This window comes from Affinundibacterium flavidum (assembly GCF_014284175.1).
Taxonomy (GTDB): Bacteria; Pseudomonadota; Gammaproteobacteria; order Burkholderiales; family Burkholderiaceae_D; genus Undibacterium; species Undibacterium flavidum.
Map to the genome: position 1 here is coordinate 12,985 of NZ_JACOGA010000018.1, position 22,842 is coordinate 35,826.

The 22,842-nt window shown below is 44.2% G+C and carries 23 protein-coding genes; 13 read left to right on the forward strand and 10 right to left on the reverse strand.

The genetic code is table 11. From position 1 onward, the window contains the following. Nucleotides 1-10: 10 nt before the first annotated feature. Complete coding sequence (locus tag H8K55_RS17350) at nt 11-457, reverse strand: putative toxin-antitoxin system toxin component, PIN family (protein ID WP_186943328.1); 447 nt, start codon at nt 455-457, stop codon at nt 11-13. 112 nt (nt 458-569) lie between these two features. Here H8K55_RS17350 and yaaA point away from each other — a divergent pair, with 112 nt between their 5' ends. Continuing rightward, nucleotides 570-1,346 carry a peroxide stress protein YaaA gene (yaaA, locus tag H8K55_RS17355; protein ID WP_186943329.1) on the forward strand — a complete coding sequence of 259 codons (777 nt, stop codon included), beginning with the start codon at nt 570-572 and terminating at the stop codon, nt 1,344-1,346. A gap of 114 nt (nt 1,347-1,460) precedes the next feature. Here the strand turns inward: yaaA and H8K55_RS17360 are convergent, their stop codons facing one another. Then, nucleotides 1,461-2,258, reverse strand: coding sequence for an outer membrane protein assembly factor BamD (locus tag H8K55_RS17360; protein ID WP_186943330.1), 798 nt, complete (start codon nt 2,256-2,258; stop codon nt 1,461-1,463). A gap of 42 nt (nt 2,259-2,300) precedes the next feature. Between H8K55_RS17360 and H8K55_RS17365 the strand changes: the two genes are divergently transcribed. The 8 genes from H8K55_RS17365 to H8K55_RS17400 all read left to right on the forward strand — a co-directional run bounded on the left by H8K55_RS17365 (nt 2,301) and on the right by H8K55_RS17400 (nt 11,191). Continuing rightward, entirely contained in the window at nt 2,301-3,329 is a 1,029-nt protein-coding gene (locus H8K55_RS17365; RefSeq protein WP_230408686.1) for an RluA family pseudouridine synthase, read from the forward strand. Further along, nucleotides 3,326-4,111, forward strand: coding sequence for a peptidoglycan editing factor PgeF (pgeF, locus tag H8K55_RS17370; RefSeq protein ID WP_186943331.1), 786 nt, complete (start codon nt 3,326-3,328; stop codon nt 4,109-4,111). The genes H8K55_RS17365 and pgeF overlap by 4 nt, the downstream gene beginning before the upstream one ends. Nucleotides 4,112-4,492: 381 nt before the next feature. Next, nucleotides 4,493-6,229, forward strand: coding sequence for a class I poly(R)-hydroxyalkanoic acid synthase (phaC, locus tag H8K55_RS17375; RefSeq protein ID WP_408057986.1), 1,737 nt, complete (start codon nt 4,493-4,495; stop codon nt 6,227-6,229). A 66-nt stretch (nt 6,230-6,295) separates the two neighbouring features. After that, a complete protein-coding gene (locus H8K55_RS17380; RefSeq protein WP_186943332.1) occupies nt 6,296-7,036 on the forward strand; it encodes a 3-ketoacyl-ACP reductase in 741 nt (246 codons plus the stop codon). Nucleotides 7,037-7,236: 200 nt separating this feature from the next. Beyond that, the gene (gene phaR / locus H8K55_RS17385) at nt 7,237-7,788 is read left to right on the forward strand and encodes a polyhydroxyalkanoate synthesis repressor PhaR (protein WP_186943333.1); all 552 of its coding nucleotides are present in this window, start codon (nt 7,237-7,239) and stop codon (nt 7,786-7,788) included. A gap of 99 nt (nt 7,789-7,887) precedes the next feature. Beyond that, nucleotides 7,888-9,270, forward strand: a complete 1,383-nt coding sequence (gene rimO, locus H8K55_RS17390; RefSeq protein ID WP_186943334.1) for a 30S ribosomal protein S12 methylthiotransferase RimO — start codon at nt 7,888-7,890, stop codon at nt 9,268-9,270. Nucleotides 9,271-9,515: 245 nt separating this feature from the next. Continuing rightward, nucleotides 9,516-10,685: a cystathionine beta-lyase gene (locus H8K55_RS17395; protein ID WP_186943335.1), complete on the forward strand. Its 1,170-nt coding sequence runs from the start codon at nt 9,516-9,518 to the stop codon at nt 10,683-10,685. A 26-nt stretch (nt 10,686-10,711) separates the two neighbouring features. After that, complete coding sequence (locus tag H8K55_RS17400; protein ID WP_186943336.1) at nt 10,712-11,191, forward strand: GNAT family N-acetyltransferase; 480 nt, start codon at nt 10,712-10,714, stop codon at nt 11,189-11,191. A gap of 118 nt (nt 11,192-11,309) precedes the next feature. Here the strand turns inward: H8K55_RS17400 and H8K55_RS17405 are convergent, their stop codons facing one another. From H8K55_RS17405 to H8K55_RS17440, 8 genes are all read right to left on the reverse strand, one after another. Then, nucleotides 11,310-11,579, reverse strand: a complete 270-nt coding sequence (locus tag H8K55_RS17405) for a hypothetical protein (protein WP_186943337.1) — start codon at nt 11,577-11,579, stop codon at nt 11,310-11,312. A gap of 98 nt (nt 11,580-11,677) precedes the next feature. Then, nucleotides 11,678-12,082: a cupin domain-containing protein gene (locus H8K55_RS17410; RefSeq protein WP_186943338.1), complete on the reverse strand. Its 405-nt coding sequence runs from the start codon at nt 12,080-12,082 to the stop codon at nt 11,678-11,680. Nucleotides 12,083-12,465: 383 nt separating this feature from the next. Continuing rightward, nucleotides 12,466-12,927, reverse strand: coding sequence for a hypothetical protein (locus tag H8K55_RS17415; protein ID WP_186943339.1), 462 nt, complete (start codon nt 12,925-12,927; stop codon nt 12,466-12,468). Nucleotides 12,928-12,940: 13 nt separating this feature from the next. Further along, nucleotides 12,941-13,156: a hypothetical protein gene (locus tag H8K55_RS17420; RefSeq protein ID WP_186943340.1), complete on the reverse strand. Its 216-nt coding sequence runs from the start codon at nt 13,154-13,156 to the stop codon at nt 12,941-12,943. Between the two features lie 174 nt (nt 13,157-13,330). Further along, on the reverse strand, nt 13,331-16,066 hold the full coding sequence (gene acnA, locus H8K55_RS17425; protein WP_186943341.1) for an aconitate hydratase AcnA: 2,736 nt from the start codon (nt 16,064-16,066) through the stop codon (nt 13,331-13,333). A 152-nt stretch (nt 16,067-16,218) separates the two neighbouring features. Continuing rightward, entirely contained in the window at nt 16,219-16,719 is a 501-nt protein-coding gene (locus H8K55_RS17430; RefSeq protein WP_186943342.1) for a hypothetical protein, read from the reverse strand. 106 nt (nt 16,720-16,825) lie between these two features. Continuing rightward, entirely contained in the window at nt 16,826-17,803 is a 978-nt protein-coding gene (locus tag H8K55_RS17435; protein WP_186943430.1) for an HpcH/HpaI aldolase/citrate lyase family protein, read from the reverse strand. Between the two features lie 140 nt (nt 17,804-17,943). After that, entirely contained in the window at nt 17,944-18,933 is a 990-nt protein-coding gene (locus tag H8K55_RS17440) for a malate dehydrogenase (RefSeq protein WP_186943343.1), read from the reverse strand. Nucleotides 18,934-19,330: 397 nt separating this feature from the next. Here H8K55_RS17440 and H8K55_RS17445 point away from each other — a divergent pair, with 397 nt between their 5' ends. The 4 genes from H8K55_RS17445 (at nt 19,331) to sdhA (ending at nt 22,840) form a co-directional block, all read left to right on the forward strand. Beyond that, complete coding sequence (locus H8K55_RS17445) at nt 19,331-20,107, forward strand: GntR family transcriptional regulator (RefSeq protein ID WP_186943344.1); 777 nt, start codon at nt 19,331-19,333, stop codon at nt 20,105-20,107. A gap of 158 nt (nt 20,108-20,265) precedes the next feature. Further along, entirely contained in the window at nt 20,266-20,679 is a 414-nt protein-coding gene (gene sdhC, locus H8K55_RS17450) for a succinate dehydrogenase, cytochrome b556 subunit (RefSeq protein WP_186943345.1), read from the forward strand. A gap of 2 nt (nt 20,680-20,681) precedes the next feature. Beyond that, nucleotides 20,682-21,050 carry a succinate dehydrogenase, hydrophobic membrane anchor protein gene (sdhD, locus tag H8K55_RS17455; RefSeq protein WP_186943346.1) on the forward strand — a complete coding sequence of 123 codons (369 nt, stop codon included), beginning with the start codon at nt 20,682-20,684 and terminating at the stop codon, nt 21,048-21,050. 23 nt (nt 21,051-21,073) lie between these two features. Beyond that, entirely contained in the window at nt 21,074-22,840 is a 1,767-nt protein-coding gene (gene sdhA / locus H8K55_RS17460) for a succinate dehydrogenase flavoprotein subunit (protein WP_186943431.1), read from the forward strand. The last annotated feature ends 2 nt before the right edge of the window (nt 22,841-22,842 follow it).

A 22,842-nucleotide genomic window follows, 5' to 3' on the forward strand; every position in this document is an offset into this window, starting at 1 on the left:
ATGAATTTAGTTACAAAGCTTGCGCTTTTGCAACTAGTCTGGCTGTAAATTTTTCAGGCGTTTCAATGATGAATAAATTTAGATTTTGTATTTTTCTAGCTAATTTTAGTAAAGCCTTATCTTTTGTGACAAGAATCTGAGCATCGGCGTCACGACAAATTTCTAAAAATTTTTGATCGTCCTTATCGCTACATGCCGGGAGTTTTATGGTTTTCGGTGGGTTTTCTTCGATTGTGATGTAATGATCAAAAGTTGATACAATCTGCGCCCGATTGTCGTCGTCTACCGGTAAGTGTGGATAGTGCAATACTGCTAGCCACTCATTCCGACAATCTTCCCTCGTAATTGCGTTTAGCTCCTTACTATCCAGAGCTTGCAAAATCATTTGCCAGCGAGGGTCTTTAAAGGCAAATAAATCTAAACAAACATTGGTATCTAAGACTATTTTTATGGACATATTGGGGACCCTTGAATCATGCGTATTGTTTTACGTAGAGTTCTTAGTCTTCCTTTCGTTTGATATTCAATTTTCTGTGGCTAAGTTTGTTGCTTAATTTCTTGTAAAACCTATGTTGATATTGCTGTCCCCCGCGAAAAGCCTTGATTTCACTACCCCAGCGTTAGTTCGCACCTCGAGTCAAATTCAATTTTCAAACGAAGTTGACTATCTTGCTGGAATTGCGTCTCAACTTAGCAGCGCAGATTTGCAAGAGAAAATGAAAATCTCTCCCGCCCTGGCGCAATTAAATGTGGAGCGATTTGCAGACTTGGTAAGTCTAGCGGCAAAGAAAAAAGAAAGACAAGCAGTATTTGTTTTTGATGGCGATGTCTATAGTGGTTTGCAAGCGAGGCATTTAGCCAAGAAGGAAGTAACGTACTTGCAAAAGCACCTTCGCATTTTATCTGGCTTATATGGAATATTACGCCCTTTAGATTTAATCCAAGCTTATCGTTTAGAAATGGGAACCACATTGAAGACGATGATGGGCAATACACTTTACGCCTATTGGTCAGAGAAAGTTACCGCGCAAGTAATCGCCGATATTGAGCAAAATAAGGCGAAAACCCTAGTGAACCTAGCTTCGGAAGAGTATGCCAAGGTGGTTAAGCTCAAATCTCTTCCCGTTCCTGTGATTCAACCGATATTTCAAGATTACTCTGCAGGTAAATTCAAGGTTGTATCTTTCTTTGCCAAGAAGGCGAGGGGAAGCATGGTTCGATATTGCGCGCAGAATCACATTAAGAAAGCCTCTGAGCTAAAGAATTTTAACTATGATGGATATCGCTATATTGAGGAGGAATCAGATCCCAATCATTGGATTTTTCGCCGCAAAGTCTCCGACTAGAAACACAAAAGCCTCGAACTGATGTTAGAGGCTTTTGTAGATGTTGGTGCTCAGTTTTCTTGGAGGCCAAACTTTTCAATCAAGCTTGCTCAGACTTTGGTAGTAACTCTGAGCTTAACTCCAAAATTTCCACCATGATTTTTTTGAGCCATATGTGTCTAGTAATGTACTCTTAGGGAAATTGCTGGTGAAGACACGTTTGGCATCGTCTCTCAGCTCAATCATGCCCATGCCATCGTAAGCTTTGATAAGAACCACTAAGGCTTCTTCAATAGCCGGCGCATCTGGGTATTCTTTAATGGCAGACTGCGCGCGATTAGCTGCAGCAACGAAAGCATTTCTACGTAAATAGTATTTTGCTACGTGTAGATCATACTGTGCCAGAGAATTTACTAAATACTTCATGCGTGCAATCGCATCTGGCGTATACTTGCTGTCTGGGAATCGAGTGACCAATTCCTTGAAAGCATCAAATGAATCACGTGTCGCTTTTGGATCGCGCTCAGTAATATCCTGATTTGCGATAAAGCTGAAGAAGCCCATGTCATCATTAAAGTTGATTAAACCACGTAAGTAATACATGTAATCAACATTGGCATGATTGGGATGCAATTTAATAAAGCGATCAACCGCAGCCAAAGCTTGTGCCTGGTCGCCTTGTTTATAATGAGCATAAGCAATTTCGAGCTGTGCTTGTTGTGCATAAGCACCAAATGGGAAGCGGGATTCAAGCTTTTCAAACAATTGAACTGAGCGCTCATAAGATCCTGCAGCTAATTCATCTTTTGCTTCAGCGTATAATTTTTCTGCGGACCAGTTTTTACTTTCTTCAATTTTATCGCCGAAAATACCGCAGCCAGCAAGTGAGATGGATAGTGCGAGACCTAACAATTTTATGTATTTAATGTGCATGAGCTTTGCAAGTGCATGAGAATAATTGACGGATTATAGCCGATGGTAATTAATGTGACACCAAATGACAAAATGATTTTAACCGATAGTGAGCTAGATCTCGATGAAATTGATCAGGATACTCAGATAAAGGTAGCTGAAGAGGCTGAACCGATCGAATTGATATTGCCAGATAGTATTTGTGGTGATCGTTTGGATAAGGTTTTGTCCAAGTTGGTCCCACAGTATTCACGTGGTCGCATTCAGCAATGGATAGAAGAAGGTCACGTACTGGTTGATGGCAAACCTTCAAAAATTAAGACGACAATGCTTGGTGATGAGCGCATTACCATTATTCCTCAGGCAGCTGCCGAGGATAACGCCTATACCGCAGAAGACATTCCGCTCAATATCATTTATGAAGATGACGCGATTATTGTTCTGAATAAGCCCGCTGGATTGGTTGTTCATCCAGCTGCAGGTAATTGGTCAGGAACCTTGTTGAATGGTTTGCTATTTCATCGTCCTTTGCTGGCGGCGGTGCCACGCGCGGGAATTGTGCACCGACTCGACAAGGATACCTCTGGCTTGATGGTAGTCGCCAAAACCTTAACAGCACAAACGGAATTAGTCCGCCAGTTACAAGCAAGAACTGTCAAGCGCGAATACGCTGCGATGGTGTGGGGCACACCTAATGCATCCGGAACGGTAGACGCGGCAATGGCTAGACATTCACGTGATCGTTTAAAAATGTCTGTTTCTCACAGTGTTTTGGCAAAACCAGCAATCACGCACTTCCAAAGAATTTCTACTGGCATGTTGGAACGCTTTCCGGTGAGCTTGGTTGGCTGTCAATTAGAAACAGGCCGCACTCACCAAATTCGTGTGCACATGCTGTCGTTGGGCTTTCCTTTGGTGGGAGACACGCTCTACGGTAAGCAACATTTGGCGCGGTTTTTCCCACGTCAAGCTTTGCAAGCACGTAAGTTAGGTCTGATCCATCCTGTCAGTAACTTGCCAGTTGAATGGAGTATTCCTTTAGAAGCAGATTTCATGGATTTACTTGAGCGCGCAGGCATGGCCCAGCTATGAGTTTTATTCGTGATGATGATACTGGCTTAGTGCTAATTAAGCCCGATTGGCCAGATTGTCCTGCAAACGTTCGCGCTTATTCCAGCACGCGTATCGGTGGTGTCAGTGTAGCGCCGTATGGTGATGTCGATGGCGACAATGGATTGAACCTAGCCAATCATGTTGGCGATGATGTCAACGCTGTTCGCATGAATCGCGATTGCATATCTGATTTTTTTCCTAAGGATGTCACATTCTTATCACAAATTCATGGCATTCTGGCAGTTGATGCAGCGAACATCCAAGATGGGCAAATTGTAGAAGCTGACGCTTGCTATACCAAACTATCAAAAGTCCCTTGTGCGATATTGACCGCGGATTGTTTGCCGATTTTGTTGGCATCAACTGATGGTCGGTGTGTGGCTGCGGTGCACGCTGGTTGGCGCGGTCTTGCTGCAGGCGTAGTTGAAGCCGCAGTGTTGCAAATGCGTAAAAATAGTGGGCATGAAATTACCGCTTGGTTGGGGCCAGCAATTGGTGCGTCGGCATTTGAAGTTGGAGCTGATGTGGTGAATGCATTTACGCAAAAAATGCCACAACAAAAAGTTCATTTTAAGCCGCTTGATCGCGACGCTAAATTTCTCGCTGATATGTATGGATTGGCTCGTACGATATTACAAGGTGTGGGAATTAATAGTATTTCAGGTGGCGAACATTGCACCTTCACCGAAGATGCGCTTTTTTACTCTTATCGTCGGGATGGGGTGACAGGCCGGATGGCTAGTTGGATTTGGTTTGAGTAGTTTCGTCTTGCTGTCGTTGTTGTCGATGTTGTTCCAGGCGGTCTTGTTCAGCTTGTTTGATTCGACGTTTGCGCGCTGGTGAACTGAGTATGTACAACACAAGCCCGAGTGGGATGATGCAGTAAAAAATGAAAGTCATAACGCCTGCAAGTATTGATGACTCTGCTAAAGACATCAAGAGAACGACATAAATCCACGCGATTGCGATAAGATACAAGAAGGCCATAATATTTCAAATTAGGATGCTAAGTTAATTAGCAAAAGTTGGTTAGCAAAAGTAGTTTAGCAATACTTGATTTATTGACGCCAAAATTTAGATCAGCATTTGTGACAATACTCTAAAACTAGGAAAATTGCATAATGAGTGACAACTCTCAGACGATGTACGCAAATTGGTTACAGCAAATAATGCAACAAATGACGCAACAAATGACCCAGCAAAATCCCCTGCAAGAGTGGATGAAAGCAGGGAGTATGGGCCTCAATAATCCTTTTGCGCAAGACTCTTCCATGTTAACCATGCTGAAAGAATATGGCGCAGAAATTGACCCTGCAGTTTTAAGTCGCTTGCAGTCAGAATATTTTTCTGAGTTAGGCAATTTATGGAAAGATTTTATATCTTCTAAATTACCGCAAATAAATGATCGACGATTTTCATCGACTGATTGGCATCAACAAACAACGCATGCTTATAACGTTGCTGTCTACCTGCTGAACGCGCGATTCCTGAGTTTATTGGCGGAATCAGTGCAAGCGCCAGAAAAGAAAAAACAAAAAATTCGCTTTGCCGTTCAACAAATGGTCGACGCCATGTCACCAGCCAATTTTTTGGCGACCAACCCCGAAGCACAAGCCAAGCTCGTAGAAACTGGAGGCGAAAGCCTTATGAAGGGCATTACTCAAATGCTCGAAGATATGCAGAAGGGAAGAATTTCTCTGACAGATGAATCTGCATTTGAAGTGGGTAAAAATGTCGCGACTACGGAAGGTTCGGTCGTCTTTGAGAATCGCCTATTTCAGTTGATTCAATACAAACCGCTGAATAAAACTGTGCATCAACGTCCTTTATTGATGGTGCCACCTTGTATCAATAAATTTTATATCCTCGATCTACAACCTGAAAATTCCTTAGTTCGTTATGCAGTGGAGCAGGGGCATACCGTGTTCTTGGTGTCGTGGGCGAATCCGGATCAAAGCATGTCAGATGTGACTTGGGATGACTATATTGAACATGGTGCAATTAAAGCGCTTGAAGTCGTACAAGAGATCAGCAAGCAAGATAAATTGAATGTCTTTGGTTTTTGCGTTGGCGGCACGATAGTGTCAACCGCTCTAGCAGTGTTAGCAGATCGTGGCGTTTATCCTGCGAGTAGCTTGACGCTATTAACCACCTTATTAGACTTCACAAATACGGGCGTCTTGGACGTTTTTGTTGATGAGTTGCAAGTCAGTTTGCGCGAACAAACTTTAGGACACGGTGGACTAATGCCTGGTCGCGATCTGGCCAGCACCTTTTCTAGTTTGCGCCCAAATGATTTGGTATGGAACTATGTCCAATCAAATTATCTGAAAGGTCAAAAACCCCCAGCATTTGATCTTTTATATTGGAATTCCGATAGTACAAATTTACCAGGACCGATGTTTTGCTGGTATTTACGCAACACCTATCTTGAAAATAGTTTGAAAGAAGCTGGCAAATTGACCGTAGCTGGGAATAAAGTTGACCTATCCAAGATCGATGCGCCTGTTTTCATCTATGGCTCTAAAGAAGATCACATCGTACCTTGGCAGGCGGCTTTTGCATCAACAGAAATTCTTAATCCTAAAAAGAAAAGTCGAAATCGATTTGTCTTAGGCGCATCTGGACATATCGCAGGTGTAATTAATCCAGCATCAAAAAACAAGCGTAGCTATTGGATTAATGACAAATTAACTCACGACTCTCAAGCTTGGTTGGACGCGGCGACTGAGTGTCCGGGTAGCTGGTGGCCTGAATGGGCAACATTTTTGGCTGAACATGGTGGAAAAATGGTAAAAGCACCCGCAAAACCAGGTGCATTAGGTTATAGTGAGTTAGAGCCTGCACCTGGACGCTATGTCAAGGTTCGCGCCGATTAATTGATGTTAAGTGCATGTAATTGTTAAGTTTAGTAGTGCCTTTTATTGAAACTCTGGAGATTAAGTATGTCAAAGCGAATTGCTTATGTAACAGGTGGTATGGGTGGTATTGGAACTCCAATTTGCAAACGTTTATGCAAAGATGGCTATACGGTAGTAGCAGGCTGTGGCCCCAATTCACCACGCAAAGATAAATGGCTGGCCGATATGCGTGCAGAAGGATTTGATGTTCACGCTTCTGAAGGCAATGTCTCTGATTGGGAATCCACGCGCGCGGCCTTTGAAAAAGTCCGTACCGAAATTGGTGAAGTCGACGTTTTGGTCAACAATGCCGGTATTACGCGTGACGGTCAATTCCGCAAAATGAGCAAGGCTGATTGGGACGCGGTTATCGATACGAACTTAAATTCCTTGTTCAATGTAACGAAACAAGTGATTGAGAGCATGGTTGATCGGGGTTGGGGTCGTATTATCAATATTTCTTCTGTGAATGGTCAAAAAGGCCAGTTCGGTCAAACTAACTATTCCACTGCAAAAGCAGGTATTCACGGCTTTAGTATGGCGTTAGCGCAAGAAGTTGCGACTAAGGGCGTTACTGTGAATACGGTGTCTCCTGGCTATGTAGGGACAGACATGGTGCGCGCAATTCGTCCAGATGTATTAGAGAAAATCGTATCGGGTATTCCAGTTAAACGCCTAGCAGAACCAGAAGAAATTGCATCTATCGTGGCCTGGATTGCATCCGATGAAGGTGGATATGCAACAGGCTCTGATTTCTCTATCAATGGTGGTTTGCACATGGGCTAATCGTTCGATTTTATTCGAATGAACTATTCCCAAGAATTTTGCACTAAGTATAATGCTGTGCTGCAATAAGAGATGCTAAAAGCCTCATAGCGACACAGAGACATGCGTAGTGCAAAATTCGATTGAAATGCTTACATTGGAGACGGTAAATCGTAAGTATTTTGGCTTTATTTTTAATGTAGTTTTTGAATGAGAATGCAATGAACAGCACAAAAAAAATAAGCAAGCATTTGATTAAGAAATACCCAAATCGTCGCTTATACGACACCCAGACCAGCAGCTATATTACCTTGGTCGACGTCAAGCAATTCGTGATGGAAAATGATGATTTTGCAGTGGTGGATGCCAAAACCGGTGAAGATTTGACACGCAGTATTTTGTTGCAGATCATTTTAGAAGCCGAAGCAGGTGGTGCGCCTATGTTCTCCAGTGTCGCCTTGGCACAAATCATTCGTTATTACGGTCATGCAATGCAAGGCATGATGGGCTCGTATCTTGAAAAAAATATTCAGGCATTTATCGATATTCAAAACAAACTGACCGAGGGTGCTAGTGGTAACGTTGAAGGCAAACCATTTAGCCCAGAAATGTGGACACAGTTTATGAATGTGCAAGGACCTATGATGCAAGGCATGATGGGCAATTACATCGATCAGAGCAAAAATTTATTTGTACAAATGCAAGAACAGATGCAAAGTCAATCGAAAAATATGTTCGGCTTCCCATTTGTACCGGATGATAAGAAAAAGTAATAAATTCAATTGCTTGCAGCGTATTTAAAGCAGCGAAGGCTGTCGTAAGAAGTCTAGAAAAGGGTACAATAGCGAATTGCTTTGTATCCTTTTTTTATTATGCCTAACGAAACTCTCATTCCCGCATCCACGCAAGTCGCACCAAAAGTTGGCTTCGTTTCACTTGGTTGCCCAAAAGCTTTGGTCGATTCAGAACAAATCCTCACACAATTACGTGCAGAAGGTTACGAAACGGCAAAGTCTTACGATGGCGCGGATTTGGTGGTGGTCAATACTTGCGGTTTTATCGATGCTGCTGTGCAGGAATCTTTAGATGCAATTGCCGAAGCACTCAATGAAAATGGTAAAGTTATCGTCACTGGCTGTTTGGGCGCGAAAAAAGATGCTGATGGCAATGACCTGATTAAAAGCATACACCCGAAAGTCTTGGCGGTTACAGGTCCACACGCATTGACGGAAGTGATGAGCGCGGTGCATTTGCATTTACCAAAGCCACACGAGCCTTTCATCGATTTAGTTCCAGCCCAAGGCGTTAAGCTCACACCAAAACATTTTGCTTACTTAAAAATTTCTGAAGGTTGCAACCATCGTTGTAGCTTCTGTATTATTCCATCGATGCGCGGCGATCTGGTGTCTCGCCCGATTGGTGAAGTCATGGTAGAAGCGGAGAATTTATTCAAAGCTGGCGTTAAAGAATTACTGGTCATTTCTCAAGATACCAGTGCATACGGTGTCGATGTGAAATTCCGTACGGGTTTCTGGGATGGTAAGCCAGTCAAGACGCACATGACCCAATTGGTCGAAGCCTTAGGTGAACTCGCTAAACGTTATGACGCTTGGGTGCGTCTCCATTATGTTTATCCTTACCCGCACGTCGATCAAATCATTCCATTTATGAACAATGGACATGTTCTGCCTTACCTCGATGTACCTTTGCAGCATGCGCACCCGGACGTGTTGAAGCGTATGAAGCGCCCAGCCAGTGGCGAAAAAAATATTGAACGTATCAAAGCTTGGCGTGAAATGTGCCCAGAAATTACGATACGTTCCACTTTTATCGCTGGTTTCCCGGGTGAGACAGAAGAAGAGTTTGAATATCTTTTGGACTTCTTAAAAGAAGCTGAAATTGATCGTTTGGGCTGCTTTGCTTATTCGCCCGTGGATGGTGCCACAGCCAATGAACTGGCTAATCAATTGCCAGACGAAGTGCGTGAAGATCGTCGTCGTCGTGTAATGGAATTGCAAGAAACGATTTCTAAAAAGCGTCTGCAAGCGAAAGTTGGCAAGACTATGCGTGTATTAGTTGATAGTCTGGATCGCAGTGGCGGCGTTGGGCGTAGTTCGGCTGATGCGCCAGAGATTGATGGCGTGGTGTATGTGAAGCCGCCATTTGAACCGCATCGTAAATTGAAAGTCGGTGAATTTGTTGAAGTGAAAATCACCGCTGCCGACGCGCATGATTTGTGGGGCGAGGCAATTTAAACCAGATGTTGTAAGAATGAGAGGGGCGATTTTTCGCCCCTATTTTTTATCTGTTTTGATTTGTTTTTTTGTATGCGACCTCTGCACAACTGTCGCGAGTGGTCGAAGTTTGAATTGAGAAGCGCATCTGTGCAAGTGCACAGGGACGCATTTGCAAATAGCAGATTCAAAATTCGACCGCGTAGTAGGTTGTGCATAGGTCGCTGTATTTGAATTCAATAACGACCTTATTGTGACCACTTAATATGACTAACTTATCGCAAGGCCCAAGTACCGCGATTGTTCATCCTGATTATCAAGCTCCAGATGGATTTTCTGCTTTTCCAACCGCAATCCATCATGCATCGACTGTTTTGTTTAAAGATGTTAATGCAATGCGCGCACGTAGTTGGTTGAATAAATGGACTTACACCTATGGCTTACACGGCACGCCAACCAGCTTCCAATTAGAAGGCGAGATCGCTCAAATCGAAGGCGGTGATCATTGTGTATTAACACCTAGCGGATTGGCTGCGATCACCTTAGTGAATATGGCCTTTCTCGAAACTGGTGATGATGTCTTAGTGCCAGATAACGCCTACGGCCCCAATAAAGAATTAGGGACGTGGTTAAGGAATAGTTTTGGTATCAGCGTGCGTTTTTACGATCCTATGATAGGTAGCGGAATCACTGACTTGATCTTGCCAAACACCAAGCTTATTTGGACTGAGGCACCTGGTTCGGTATCGATGGAAGTGGCTGACGTGCCTGCAATCTGTGCGGCTGCGCATAGCAAAGGCGTGTTGGTCGCGTTGGATAATACCTGGTCCGCAGGTCTCGCCTTTAAACCCTTTGAGCACGGCGTCGATATTTCCATGCAAGCATTGACGAAATATCAGAGCGGTGGCTCTGACGTGTTGATGGGAGCGGTCATCACGAATGATGTCGAGCTAAATAATCGCTTATTGATGGCACACATGCGCTTAGGTTTGGGCGTAGGTATGGACGATGTGTACTTGGTATTGCGCGGCTTACAAAGCATGAAATTGCGTTTTGAAGCGCATGATGCCGCAGCCCGCAAAGTTGCAGCATGGTTGAAGAACCGCCCAGAAATCGCGAAAGTATTACATCCGGCGTGGGAAGATTGCCCAGGACATGATGTTTGGAAACGTGATTTTACTGGAGCAGGTGGATTGTTTTCCGTGTTGTTTGACGCAAAATATACAGAAGCACAAACCGACCAATTCGTGAACCAATTGAAGCTCTTCAAGATTGGTTTTAGTTGGGGTGGCTCGCATAGTTTATGCGTTCCGTATCGCATAGAAACCATGCGTCAAACCTGGAACGACAAGGGCATTCTGGTGCGTTTCAATATTGGTTTAGAAGATCCGGAAGATTTGATTGCCGACATAGCGCAATCTTTAAATACATTTTAATTATTTGAAAATCGTAGAGGTTCATTTTGTTACTCAGTATTCGCAAAGCAATACCAGCAGATGCTGCCACCATTCACGGCTTTATTGTTGAACTAGCTGTCTATGAAAAAGCAGAGCATGAAGTCAAGGCGAGCATCGCAGAGATAGAAAGCAGCATTTTCTCCACCGATTCACCCGCCAAAGCGTTGATTTGTGAATTGAATGGCGAAGCAATTGGCTTTGCAGTTTATTTCTATAATTATTCGACCTGGCAGGGGAAGAAGGGCCTGTATCTGGAAGATCTCTACGTATCGCTAAAACATCGTGGTCTAGGCGCAGGTAAATTTTTGCTGCGTCATCTGGCGCAAATTGCGGTGGAAGAGGGTTGTGGTCGTTTCGAATGGAGTGTCTTGGATTGGAATCAACCAGCAATTGATTTTTATGATTCCGTTGGTGCTAAGGCGCAGGCGGAATGGGTTAAATATCGTTTGGCTGGAGATGACTTACTGAATTTTGCGAACACGTAGACGGAAAAATGCCTGTAAAGCTTTCTTATTCCGAATTTGAAAGTACCAGAAAAACAAGAGCCAGGCTTCTTTACTGAAGCCTGGCTTTTGTCTTATTGAATTGCGCTAACGCTATTGATTATTTGCTTGCTGATGCAGAAGCTGCCGCTGGATTTGCTTCAGCTACTGGAGTTGAAGGCGCAGATGCTGTCGATGCTGCAGCGTCAACGACTGGCGCAGGTACAGGTGTACTTGCCGCCGCAGATGCAGCAGGCGCTGATACATGTTCAGAAGCTGCGCCAGCATGTGCGCCAGCTTCTCCCTGCATGTCCATCTTGTCACCAGCTTTAAAAATAAAGAACAAAGCGATTGCTGCAAAAACTAAAAAACCTACTAGTGCTTTCCACATACAGACTCCTCTTTTACTAAGTTAGAAAAACAAAAAAAATCGAAATAATCTCAAATACTAAAACACTGGTGTTATTGCCGTTTGATGACCTTGGCTACTTAATTTTGTGAATGACGCGGATCTGCGCCATTCATTGTGCCTTCGCCAGGCGTAATAAATAAAATCGTGCAGTTATTCTTAACCAAAGCGGTGTGCCAAGTGCCTTTAGGAATAATCACAAAGCTTCCCGGCACATTAAATTCAATTTGACTCTCTACACCACCAGAGTACAAAAGTAGGGTGGCATCACCTGAAATAAGATAAAGAGTTTCATCTCCGTTAGGGTGCATTTCCCATGATGACCAATCGGAAGAAAATGTGTATTCGGCGATCAGTAAACATCCTTTGAACTGATCAAATTTCGCATCAAGTTCTTCGTAGATGCCGGGCGTCACCGGAATTTCAGTTGCCGCTTGTTTGGTGTCTAGAACAATGAAGTTGGAGGCTAGTTTGGGTTGTGACATGTTCGGGCGCCGTATCTTAGTCTGGTAAAAGGAGAAGAAATAAACGATTCTTAGGAAATCATAAAGCTAGTGTGAAACCCTAAGCACAAAATATCCAACGACGTATTTACTTAAATATTACCACCGTATTTGTGCTTGCTCTTGTGGATTATCAAAGTTATGTCTGTACCAGATTCTGCTACGTAGGTGCGATTAGCGTAGCGTAATCACACGTATGAAAAAAAGCTGGAAATCTCAAGTATGCTTCAAATCTTATTGAAATAGAGTGCATTTTTTCGAACTTCAAAGTTGTTTACAATGATTTACATGCGTGCGATTACGCTACGCTAATCGCACCTACGAGCTCTAAGTCAATTAATTCGCGTGGACAATGCACTCTTCCCCTAACGGATTATTGACTCAGCGAAGGAAACTAAAATCCTTGTTCCTTCTAACATCGCTTTTTGATCTGGTAAAACTATGGCATGAAATCCAAGTGGATAGCGAAGATGAAATGGGTTGTCATACACACGATTAAGTTGGCTTATCCAATCAGGTCGTGGATTTATTAGATTGAATCCAGAGCGTTCAGTTTCATCCCATAACTTTAAGAGGTCGTGGCCATAAGGTCGCCTACTGAGAGTACGTGCGATTATTCCGTTGTAGGCCAATAATGATTTTAGTGCTGCCTCACATGCGTGTCCGCATAATAACGTTAATGCGAAATTCGGAATCGGTAGAATTTCCCCCAACGGCCTTGCTCCGGCGAGCATGCCCTGTGCCGCAATAAGGTAGCCTTGGGCTTCAGTAGGTTGAGCTATGAAATCATCAGCAAGTACTGTCATAAATTGATCGTCCAATGCCATATTAACTCCTGAATTAGCAGATTCTGTATATTGTTTCTTCTGAGAGTACAAGTTGAAGGCTCTCAAAATTATTATCGATAATATTTACATCCTTGCCGCAAGAGGTTTTCAGCTCTACACTTCCATCAAGTAGCCTTCCATTATGGCTTATTTGTCTAGTGTATTTTTTGACTTCAAATCGTGTCCCAGTAACTTTATTTTGATAAAGCCCGAGTAATTCAATTTTCATTTTAGGAGCCTTTTTGATTTGTTTGTAAGAGGATCAGCTACATCTAATACCTGTCGACGCGAGTTTCATCCGTGCTACAAATTTGTTCTCAATACCTTTTCTCACTGCCACACAAGAAAAAAGGGACGAAACCCAAAAGCTTCGTCCCCTATTCATCTTACTAGCAATCCTTGATTACGCAGCTAACAACTGACGCAACACGAATGGCAAGATGCCGCCGTGTTTGTAGTAATCAACTTCGATCGGTGTATCGATGCGCAATAAGACTTTGACTTCTTGTTTGCTACCATCGGCACGATTGATGACTAGAGTCACTTCTTGTTGTGGTTTGATATCGTTTTCGATACCTTTCAAGTCGAAAGATTCATTGCCAGTGATGCCCAAAGAATCAACGCCGTCTGTGCCGATGAATTGCAAAGGCAATACACCCATACCAACTAAGTTAGAACGGTGGATACGTTCAAACGACTTAGCGATAACGGCTTTTACGCCCAACAATTGTGTGCCTTTCGCAGCCCAGTCACGGGAGGAGCCTGTGCCGTATTCTTCACCACCGAAGATCATGGTTGGCGTACCTTCTGCAACGTATTTCATCGCTGCATCGTAGATTGCCATAGGCTCGCCGGTTGGTTGGAATAAAGTTTCGCCGCCTTCGACGCGGGAACCATCTTCCTTCGCTGGGATCATCAAATTCTTGATACGTACGTTAGCAAATGTACCGCGCATCATGATTTCGTGGTTACCACGACGTGAACCGTAGGAGTTGAAATCGGCTTTCAATACGCCGTTTTCTTTCAACCATTTACCGGCAGGGCTAGATTCTTTGATCGAGCCAGCAGGGGAGATGTGATCGGTTGTGATGGAGTCACCAAATACGCCCAAAGCACGTGCGCCAGTGATGCCTGTCGCTGCTGCTTTTGGTTCCATCGTGAAGTCAGCGAAGAACGGTGGCTCAGCGATGTAAGTAGAACTTGGCCAGTCGTAGACTTGACCTTCAGCCACGCCTTTGATGTCTTCCCACAATTTACCTGGAGCGCCCTTAACATCAGCATAGTTCTCTTTGAACGTTTTGGAATTCATCGCGAACTTCATCAACTTGTTGATCTCTGCACTAGTTGGCCAGATATCGCCCAAGAAGATGTCTTTGCCTTTGACGCGACCAACAGGTTCCGTCATCAAATCTTTGTTCATGTTGCCAGCGATCGCGTAAGCGACTACTAACGGAGGCGATGCCAAGAAGTTGGAACGAATGTTCGGGTGAATACGTGCTTCGAAGTTCCGGTTGCCGGACAATACCGCCGCCGCAACGATGTCGTTCGCAACAATCGCTTCGTTCATCGCTGGTGTCAAATCACCTGCGTTACCGATACAAGTTGTACAGCCGTATGCTGTTACGCCGAAGCCGAGTTTTTCCAAGTATGGCAACAAGCCAGCAGCTTCGAGATACTTAGTCACAACACGGGATCCAGGCGCTAAGGATGTTTTGATGTGCGGAGATACTTTTAAACCAGCCTCAACCGCTTTTTTCGCTAACAAGCCTGCCGCCAACAAAACGCTAGGATTGGAAGTGTTAGTGCAAGAAGTGATCGCAGCGATCAAGATATCGCCGTTTTTCACTTTGACGCCATCGGTATTGGTGTACACCGCTGTCAAATCTTCTGCTTTTTTGTTGAAGCCGCTTTCTGAAGTTGGCTTGCTGAACAGATCTGCAAAAGTAGATTTGACGTTGCCGATTTCGATACGATCTTGTGGACGTTTTGGACCAGCCAAAGATGGTGCAACCGTTGACAAGTCTAATGACAATTCTGTCGTGTAATCGATGTCGCCTTTTTTCGGAATACCGAACATTTTCTGCGCTTTGAAATAGCCTTCGAATGCGTCGATTTCTGCTTTAGTACGGCCTGTACCTTTGAAGTAATCGATCGTTGCTTCATCAACTGGGAAGAAGCCCATCGTCGCGCCGTATTCTGGTGCCATGTTAGCGATGGTTGCGCGGTCTGTCAGAGATAAAGTACGTGTACCTTCGCCGAAGAATTCGACAAACTTACCAACAACTTTTGCTTTACGCAGCATTTCTGTGATTGTCAACACCAGATCAGTTGCGGTACAACCTTCACGCAATGCGCCTGTCAAATTCACGCCAACAACGTCAGGTGTCAAGAAGTAAACTGGTTGACCGAGCATGCCCGCTTCCGCTTCGATACCACCCACGCCCCAACCAACTACGCCGATACCGTTAATCATGGTGGTGTGAGAATCTGTACCAACCAAAGTATCTGGGTAATACACATCGTTTTTCTTCGCATCAGATGCTTTATGTACGCCACGCGCCAAGTACTCAAGATTGACTTGATGCACAATACCAAAGCCTGGAGGAACCACGCCAAAAGTATCAAAGGCTTGCATGCCCCATTTCATGAACTGGTAACGCTCGTTATTGCGTTGGAATTCCAGTTTCATGTTCAAATCGAGGGCTTTCTTTTCACGGAAATGATCGATTTGTACGGAGTGATCAACGACCAGATCAACCGGCACTAATGGTTCGATATTTTTTGGATTCTTACCTTGTTTTGCTGCCACGTTACGCATCGCAGCTAAGTCGGCCAACAAAGGAACACCAGTGAAATCTTGCAATACCACGCGCGAAACGACGAATGGAATTTCATCGGTACGCGCTGCAGTTGCACCCCAGTTTGCCAATTGTTTGACGTGTTCTTCAGTGACTTTTTTACCGTCGCAGTTACGCAAAACGGATTCCAACACGATACGGATAGAAATCGGCAAACGTGATACTTTCACGCCCAGATTTTTTTCCAGTGCTGGCAAAGAAAAGAATTTACCTTTCTTAGTGTCAGTGATTTTAAAATCTTTCAGCGTTTTAAACGCGTCTTGATAGTTGGTTTGGCTCATGGCTGTTCCTTATTTTCGATGATGAACAATGAAGTGAGGTGATACGGATTTAAAACTAATCTTACAAATTCTTGAAATGCTTTTGTGTCGATGAATCTCGGCCAAATTTAGCTTAATTCAGCTTATTTGTGCTTGCCGGTACTTGCTTTTTCTTATTTAACTTCTATCTCGGTGACTTTCATGAGTGCAACTTTCGTGCTCTTACATTCATTCGCCAATTGATGGCCACGATGTGTGTCAAGTAACATGCCTTTGGAAGGAATGTTAATCCACATCAAGCCGACTTTTTGATTTTCAAATCGATGCGCACCCGTGGATGTTTCCACACGGGTTAATTTGTACAGGCGATTTCTCCAACGCATTGCCAAGCTCTGATCATCTTCCGGACGGGAGTACATCACCAAGGAGTTACCGAGCTCACACTTATATTCTGTATCTGCGCTTTGTTCGATATTCGGCTCTGGTTCGTTCGTATCAACATCAGTTTTTTTACTATCGGCTTTGGCAATTTTTGTCGTTTTTGCTTTAGTTGATTTTTTGCCAGTGGGGCCACTGGTAGTATCAGCCGCAATGGCAGATACGGTTAAGCTGCCTGCGCATAAAGTAATGAGTAACTTTGCCAGTAGCTGTGGTGTTGGTCGTAATGATTTCATGATGCCCCCAGTGATTCAAATTTGATTCAAAACTACATTCAATTTCTATTCGATTTCTAACGTCCTACTTACTTGCCTACTTACTACTTTGCTTAGCTAAGCTAAGCTAGACCAAGTATTGTGCACCTTCAGGCAAGTTGACGCCACTCATACTTGCTTTCTTTAAGACTGTCCAGTAATAGCGATAACTGGCTCGGTCATGCAGGCGGCCGTGCACTTCTATCGGCCCCCATTGACTTTCTTGTGCTGCACTCAAAATCGCAACTGCTTCATTAATCTCTGCACTGCGCGGTGCCATTGCTTTAATAATTGGTTTGATTTGGCTAGGATGTATGCTCCACATCCTGGTGTATCCAAACTCCTGACCCGCTCTGGTCGCATCGCTGATGGTTACCGATGGATCTTTAAAATCGGTAGTGACATTGTGTGATGGTACTTTGCCATGTAAATGACAAGCCGCTGCGATTTCCAGTTTGGCGCGTATCACTAATGGATGGGTGAATTGGGCTGGCGAGCGCATCGCACTCGCTGGGATTGCCCCCCAATGCGATGATACGAAATCCATAATTCCGAAGGAGAGACATTCAACTTGAGGAATTGCTGCCAAGGCTTGTACATGTGCTAGTGCAGCTTGCGTTTCAATTAGCAGATGTAGTGGAATGGATTTGCGATCATGGCATTGCGATAATTGGTTGATGGTATCAATCGCTATGTTGACTTCATCTACCGTATTTATTTTTGGAAGCACAATGTAAGCCAGTTTTTCACAGGCTACACGATTGCTTAAAAGCTGTTGAATATCTTGTTGAAACGCAGGGTGATCGAGATGGTGAACGCGCACCCCGATGCGATTAAATTGATTACTGTCGGACGCGATCATCTGCGTCAACATGTGTATGTGCGCCAACTCATTGCCAACCGCCGCGCCATCTTCACAGTCGAAAGTAATATCAAATACGGGCCCGAGCTCATTTTGCAGGCTCAAGGATTTGAGCATCAATTTTTCTGAACCAGCATAGTGATCACATACCGGTAAAAAAATTGGCGCTGCCTGATCTTGAAATAATGCCTGAGAGGGATGCATCGGCGCTGATGTCATTGATAAATATGGTAGTAAATCGTCGGGCGGTAAATCGGATTACAAATGCACTATTTTTAGACCAAATACAAATAGAGTACAAATTAAAGGGCTTGCCCTGATAGGCAAGCCCAGTTTTAGGTCAATTAGCCGACCAAGTGTTTTACGCCATCACGCTCTTCTTGCAATTCTTTGAGAGTGACGTTGATACGTTCACGAGAGAATTCATCGATTTCTAAACCTTGAACAATCGTGTATTCGCCGTTTTCTGTTGTAACAGGGAAGCCAAACATCGTGCCTTCTGGGATGCCATAAGAACCATCCGATGGAATGCCCATCGTTGTCCATTTACCACTTGTGCCAAGTACCCAGTCACGAACGTGATCAATTGCTGCATTCGCTGCAGAAGCTGCAGAAGACAAGCCACGTGCTTCAATGATTGCCGCGCCGCGTTTGCCGACTGTTGGCAAGAACACGTCTTTGTTCCATTCTTGATCATTGATCATGTCTTTAACAGATGCGCCTGCTACCGTTGCGAAACGGTAGTCAGCGTACATCGTCGGAGAGTGGTTACCCCAAACGCACAATTTTTCAATATCAGCAACTGCTTTGCCAGTTTTCGCAGCAACTTGTGACAAAGCACGGTTGTGATCCAAGCGCAACATCGCTGTGAAGTTTTTAGATGGCAGGTTTGGTGCAGATTTCATGGCGATGTAAGCATTGGTATTGGCTGGATTACCTACAACCAATACTTTGACATTGCGTGATGCAACCGCATCTAATGCCTTACCTTGCACTGTGAAAATCTGTGCATTTGCTTCGAGCAAATCTTTACGTTCCATACCTGGACCACGTGGACGTGCACCAACCAACAAAGCTACGTCAATATCTTTAAACGCTGTCATTGGGTCACTATGTGCAGTCATGCCGGCCAACAATGGGAATGCGCAATCGTCGATTTCCATCATTACGCCTTTGAGCGCTTTTTGTGCTTTTTCATCAGGGATTTCCAATAATTGTAAAATCACTGGTTGATCTTTGCCCAGCATGTCGCCGTTAGCGATTCTAAACAAGAGGGAATAGCCGATTTGGCCAGCTGCGCCAGTAACAGCAACGCGCATAGGGGATTTAGACATGGTATTTCTCCGCAGTGGTGTAAAAATAATATTGTAAAGCTTTAATCCAAGAATTAGATTGAAACGTCTTTTGAAATGTTCCTTGGATCGTCTATTTCATCAGTTTTGTCAAAATCACGCCAAATGAAATGAGCGGCTGAAATGATAACGCCGAATGATACTGACGGGCGATTGAATTTCTTGTTTTTCAGTTTGTTTTACTTCGGAAAGATCAAAAAAATTCATTAACATTGCGCTAGATCATCATAATTGTTGCGAGTTTATTGCGCCCCTCTGTTTGTGTCAATCGATATCTTATGTCTTATATAAGACATGATAAGTTTTTTACTTTTCTCTAGACTTATTGACTGCTTTTGTGGTGAAATTGCGGACTATGAATCCAACGGTATCATCAACTATGCAGCCTAATGAGTCGAAAAGTTTGCCAGCTTCCGATACGGATTCGTATTCTTCCGCAGCGCCTACGTTCAGTCCTCTGTATCAACAGATCAAAGGTTTGATTACGCAAAGCCTGCAATCTGGCGAATGGAAACCGGGCGAATTAATTCCCAGTGAAATCGAATTGGCTGCACGCTTTAAGGTTAGCCAAGGTACGGTGCGCAAAGCAATTGATGAATTGTCTGCTGAAAATTTAGTGGTACGCAGACAAGGGAAGGGCACGTTTGTTGCGACGCATCACGAAGCGCGATCTCAATTTCGCTTTTTGCGCTTAGTCCCTGATAACGGCGAGCGCTCCTATCCAGAAAATAAAATCATTGAAGTTAAACGCTTGCGCGCACCAGCAGAGGTGGCGCGTCTTTTGGAAATGAAGGCCGGTGAGTCAGTCGTTTTTTTAAAGCGTGTACAATCTTTTTCTGGCGTACCAACAATTTTGGAAGAGCTTTGGCTGCCGGGTTCTATTTTCAAGGGTTTGACTATTGAGCGCTTGAACGAATATAAGGGGCCAATGTATGCCTTGTTTGAGTCGGAGTTCGGTACGCACATGATTCGTGCGCAAGAGGAAATTCGTGCCATTTGCGCTGAAGAAGATACCGCAGATTTATTGCAAGTGGCAATTGGAACGCCACTGTTAAGTGTCGAGCGAATTTCATTTACCTATGGCGATAAAGCAGTGGAATTGCGACGTGGCTTGTACTTAACGAATGCGCATCATTATCGAAATGAATTAAGTTGAATTTGAAGTTTAAGTAGGCATGAACCAGAATTTTTGCTTAATTCTTGATCAAATTGAAGAATAATTCTCAGAAAACCATCAAATCAGTTGGTGCAATGCATCAAAATAGGCGAAAATTATAAAGTTGTAGTGCTGAGTTATTTTGGGGGAGTTAATTTATGTCTGAAGTTGTTAAAAACAAGAAGCGTTTTGGTGTGATGCGCCTTTCTGATGCAGTCTTTGGCGGCTATCGACTACCGCTAGCAGGATTTGTATCGATTCTGCATCGTATTAGTGGCATGTTGATGTGTTTGCTGTTGCCATTCGCATTGTATTTACTGGATCAAAGTCTTCGCTCTGAAGTGTCATTCGCCATGTTGCATGTTTTCTTCGCATCGATACCAGTCAAGCTCGTTGTGTTGGCTTTGGTGTGGGCGTACTTGCATCATTTTTCTGCAGGCGTGCGTCACTTGTTGATGGATTTTCATCTTGGTTTAGATAAAGACAGTGGTCGTCAATCAGCGGTCGCGGTGTTGTTCGTGAGCTTGGGCTTGACGGCTCTCGTTGCATTGAAATTGTTTGGAGTATTCTAAAAATGGCGAATAATAATATTGGATCAAAACGCCTGGTTGTTGGCGCAGGATATGGTATGCGCGATTGGTTGGCTCAACGCGTAACCGCAATTTTAATGGCGGTTTATACCGTCGTATTGTTGGTTTTGTTTTTAACTTCGAATGAGTCGAGCTACGTCGCTTGGAGTGGTATTTTTGCGATGCAATGGTTCAAGCTGTTGACGTTCGCAGTTGTCGTCGCTTTGCTCTATCACGTATGGATAGGCATGCGTGACGTTTGGATGGATTATGTGACGCATTCAGTGGTATTGCGTTTGGTATTTCAGGTCGGCACGATAGTGTGGCTGATCGCTTGTGCTGGCTACGCCGCACAGATTTTGTGGAGAGTGTAATCGTGGCTGCGACAAATTTTGGAATAAAGTCTGCAATCCCTTCGCGTCGTTTTGATGCGGTAATCGTCGGTGCCGGTGGATCTGGCATGCGTGCATCTTTGCAATTGGCAGAAGCTGGCCTCAACGTGGCTGTGCTGTCAAAAGTTTTTCCTACCCGCTCTCATACTGTTGCTGCCCAAGGTGGTATCGGTGCATCTTTGGGCAATATGTCTGAAGACAACTGGTTCTGGCACATGTTTGACACCGTTAAAGGTGGTGATTACCTCGGTGATCAAGATGCGATCGAATTCATGTGTCGCGAAGCACCGAAAGTCGTTTATGAATTAGAGCATTTTGGTATGCCATTTGACCGTAATGCGGATGGCACTATTTATCAACGTCCATTTGGTGGTCACACTGCGAATTTCGGTGAAAAGCCAGTTCAACGCGCTTGCGCGGCAGCAGATCGTACTGGTCATGCATTGCTGCATACACTGTATCAGCGTAATGTCCGCGCACGCACTCATTTCTTCGTTGAATGGATGGCGATTGATTTGATTCGTGATGCCTCTGGTGACGTTTTGGGTGTGGTTGCACTTGAAATGGAAACTGGCGAAGTGATGATGCTGGAAGCAAAAACGACAATGTTCGCAACAGGTGGTGCAGGTCGTATTTTTGCTGCTTCAACTAATGCATTTATCAATACCGGTGACGGTATGGGTATGGCTGCACGTGCTGGCTTACCTTTGCAAGATATGGAATTCTGGCAGTTCCACCCAACGGGTGTGGCCGGTGCTGGCGTTTTGATTACAGAGGGTGTGCGCGGTGAAGGCGGTATCTTGGTCAATAGCCAGGGTGAGCGTTTCATGGAGCGTTATGCGCCAACATTGAAAGACTTGGCGCCACGTGACTTCGTTTCCCGTTCTATGGATCAGGAAATCAAAGAAGGTCGTGGTTGCGGTCCAAATAAAGATCACGTTATGCTCGATTTGCGTCATATCGGCGCGGATACGATTCAAAAACGTTTGCCATCGATTTTGGAAATTGGTCATAAGTTTGCGAACGTTGATGCAACTAAAGAACCTATCCCAGTCGTTCCAACCATTCACTACCAAATGGGCGGTATTCCGACCAATATTCACGGCCAAGTCGTCACGACTAAAAATGGCGTGAATGAAGTCGTGAATGGCTTGTACGCTATCGGTGAATGCGCTTGCGTATCTGTTCATGGTGCGAATCGCTTGGGCACTAACTCCTTGTTAGATTTGATCGTATTCGGTCGCGCTGCTGGTAATCACGTTGTTGCAAGTAATCTCAAAGCACGTAGTAATAAAGATTTGCCGAAAGATGCGGCTGATTTGGCGATGTCACGTTTGTCTAAACTGGAAAACAGCACAGGCACAGAGCGCGTACAAGACGTAGCGAATGCGATTCGTAGCACGATGCAACAATATTGCGGTGTATTCCGTACTGATGAATTGTTGCAAACAGGATTGGGCAAGATTATGGAATTGGATGAACGTCGTAAGCACGTTTCTTTCAAAGATAAATCGAAAGTATTCAACACGGCACGCGTAGAAGCTTTGGAATTAGATAACTTGATCGAAACGGCAAAATCGACGATTACTTCTGCAAATGCACGTAAAGAATCGCGTGGCGCACATGCGCACCGCGATTACGAAAAACGTGATGATGAAAACTGGATGAAGCACACATTGTGGTATTCAGAGGGTAATCGCTTAGATTACAAACCAGTTGTGACTAAGCCGCTCACGGTGGAAACCTTCCAACCTAAAGCACGTACATTCTAAAG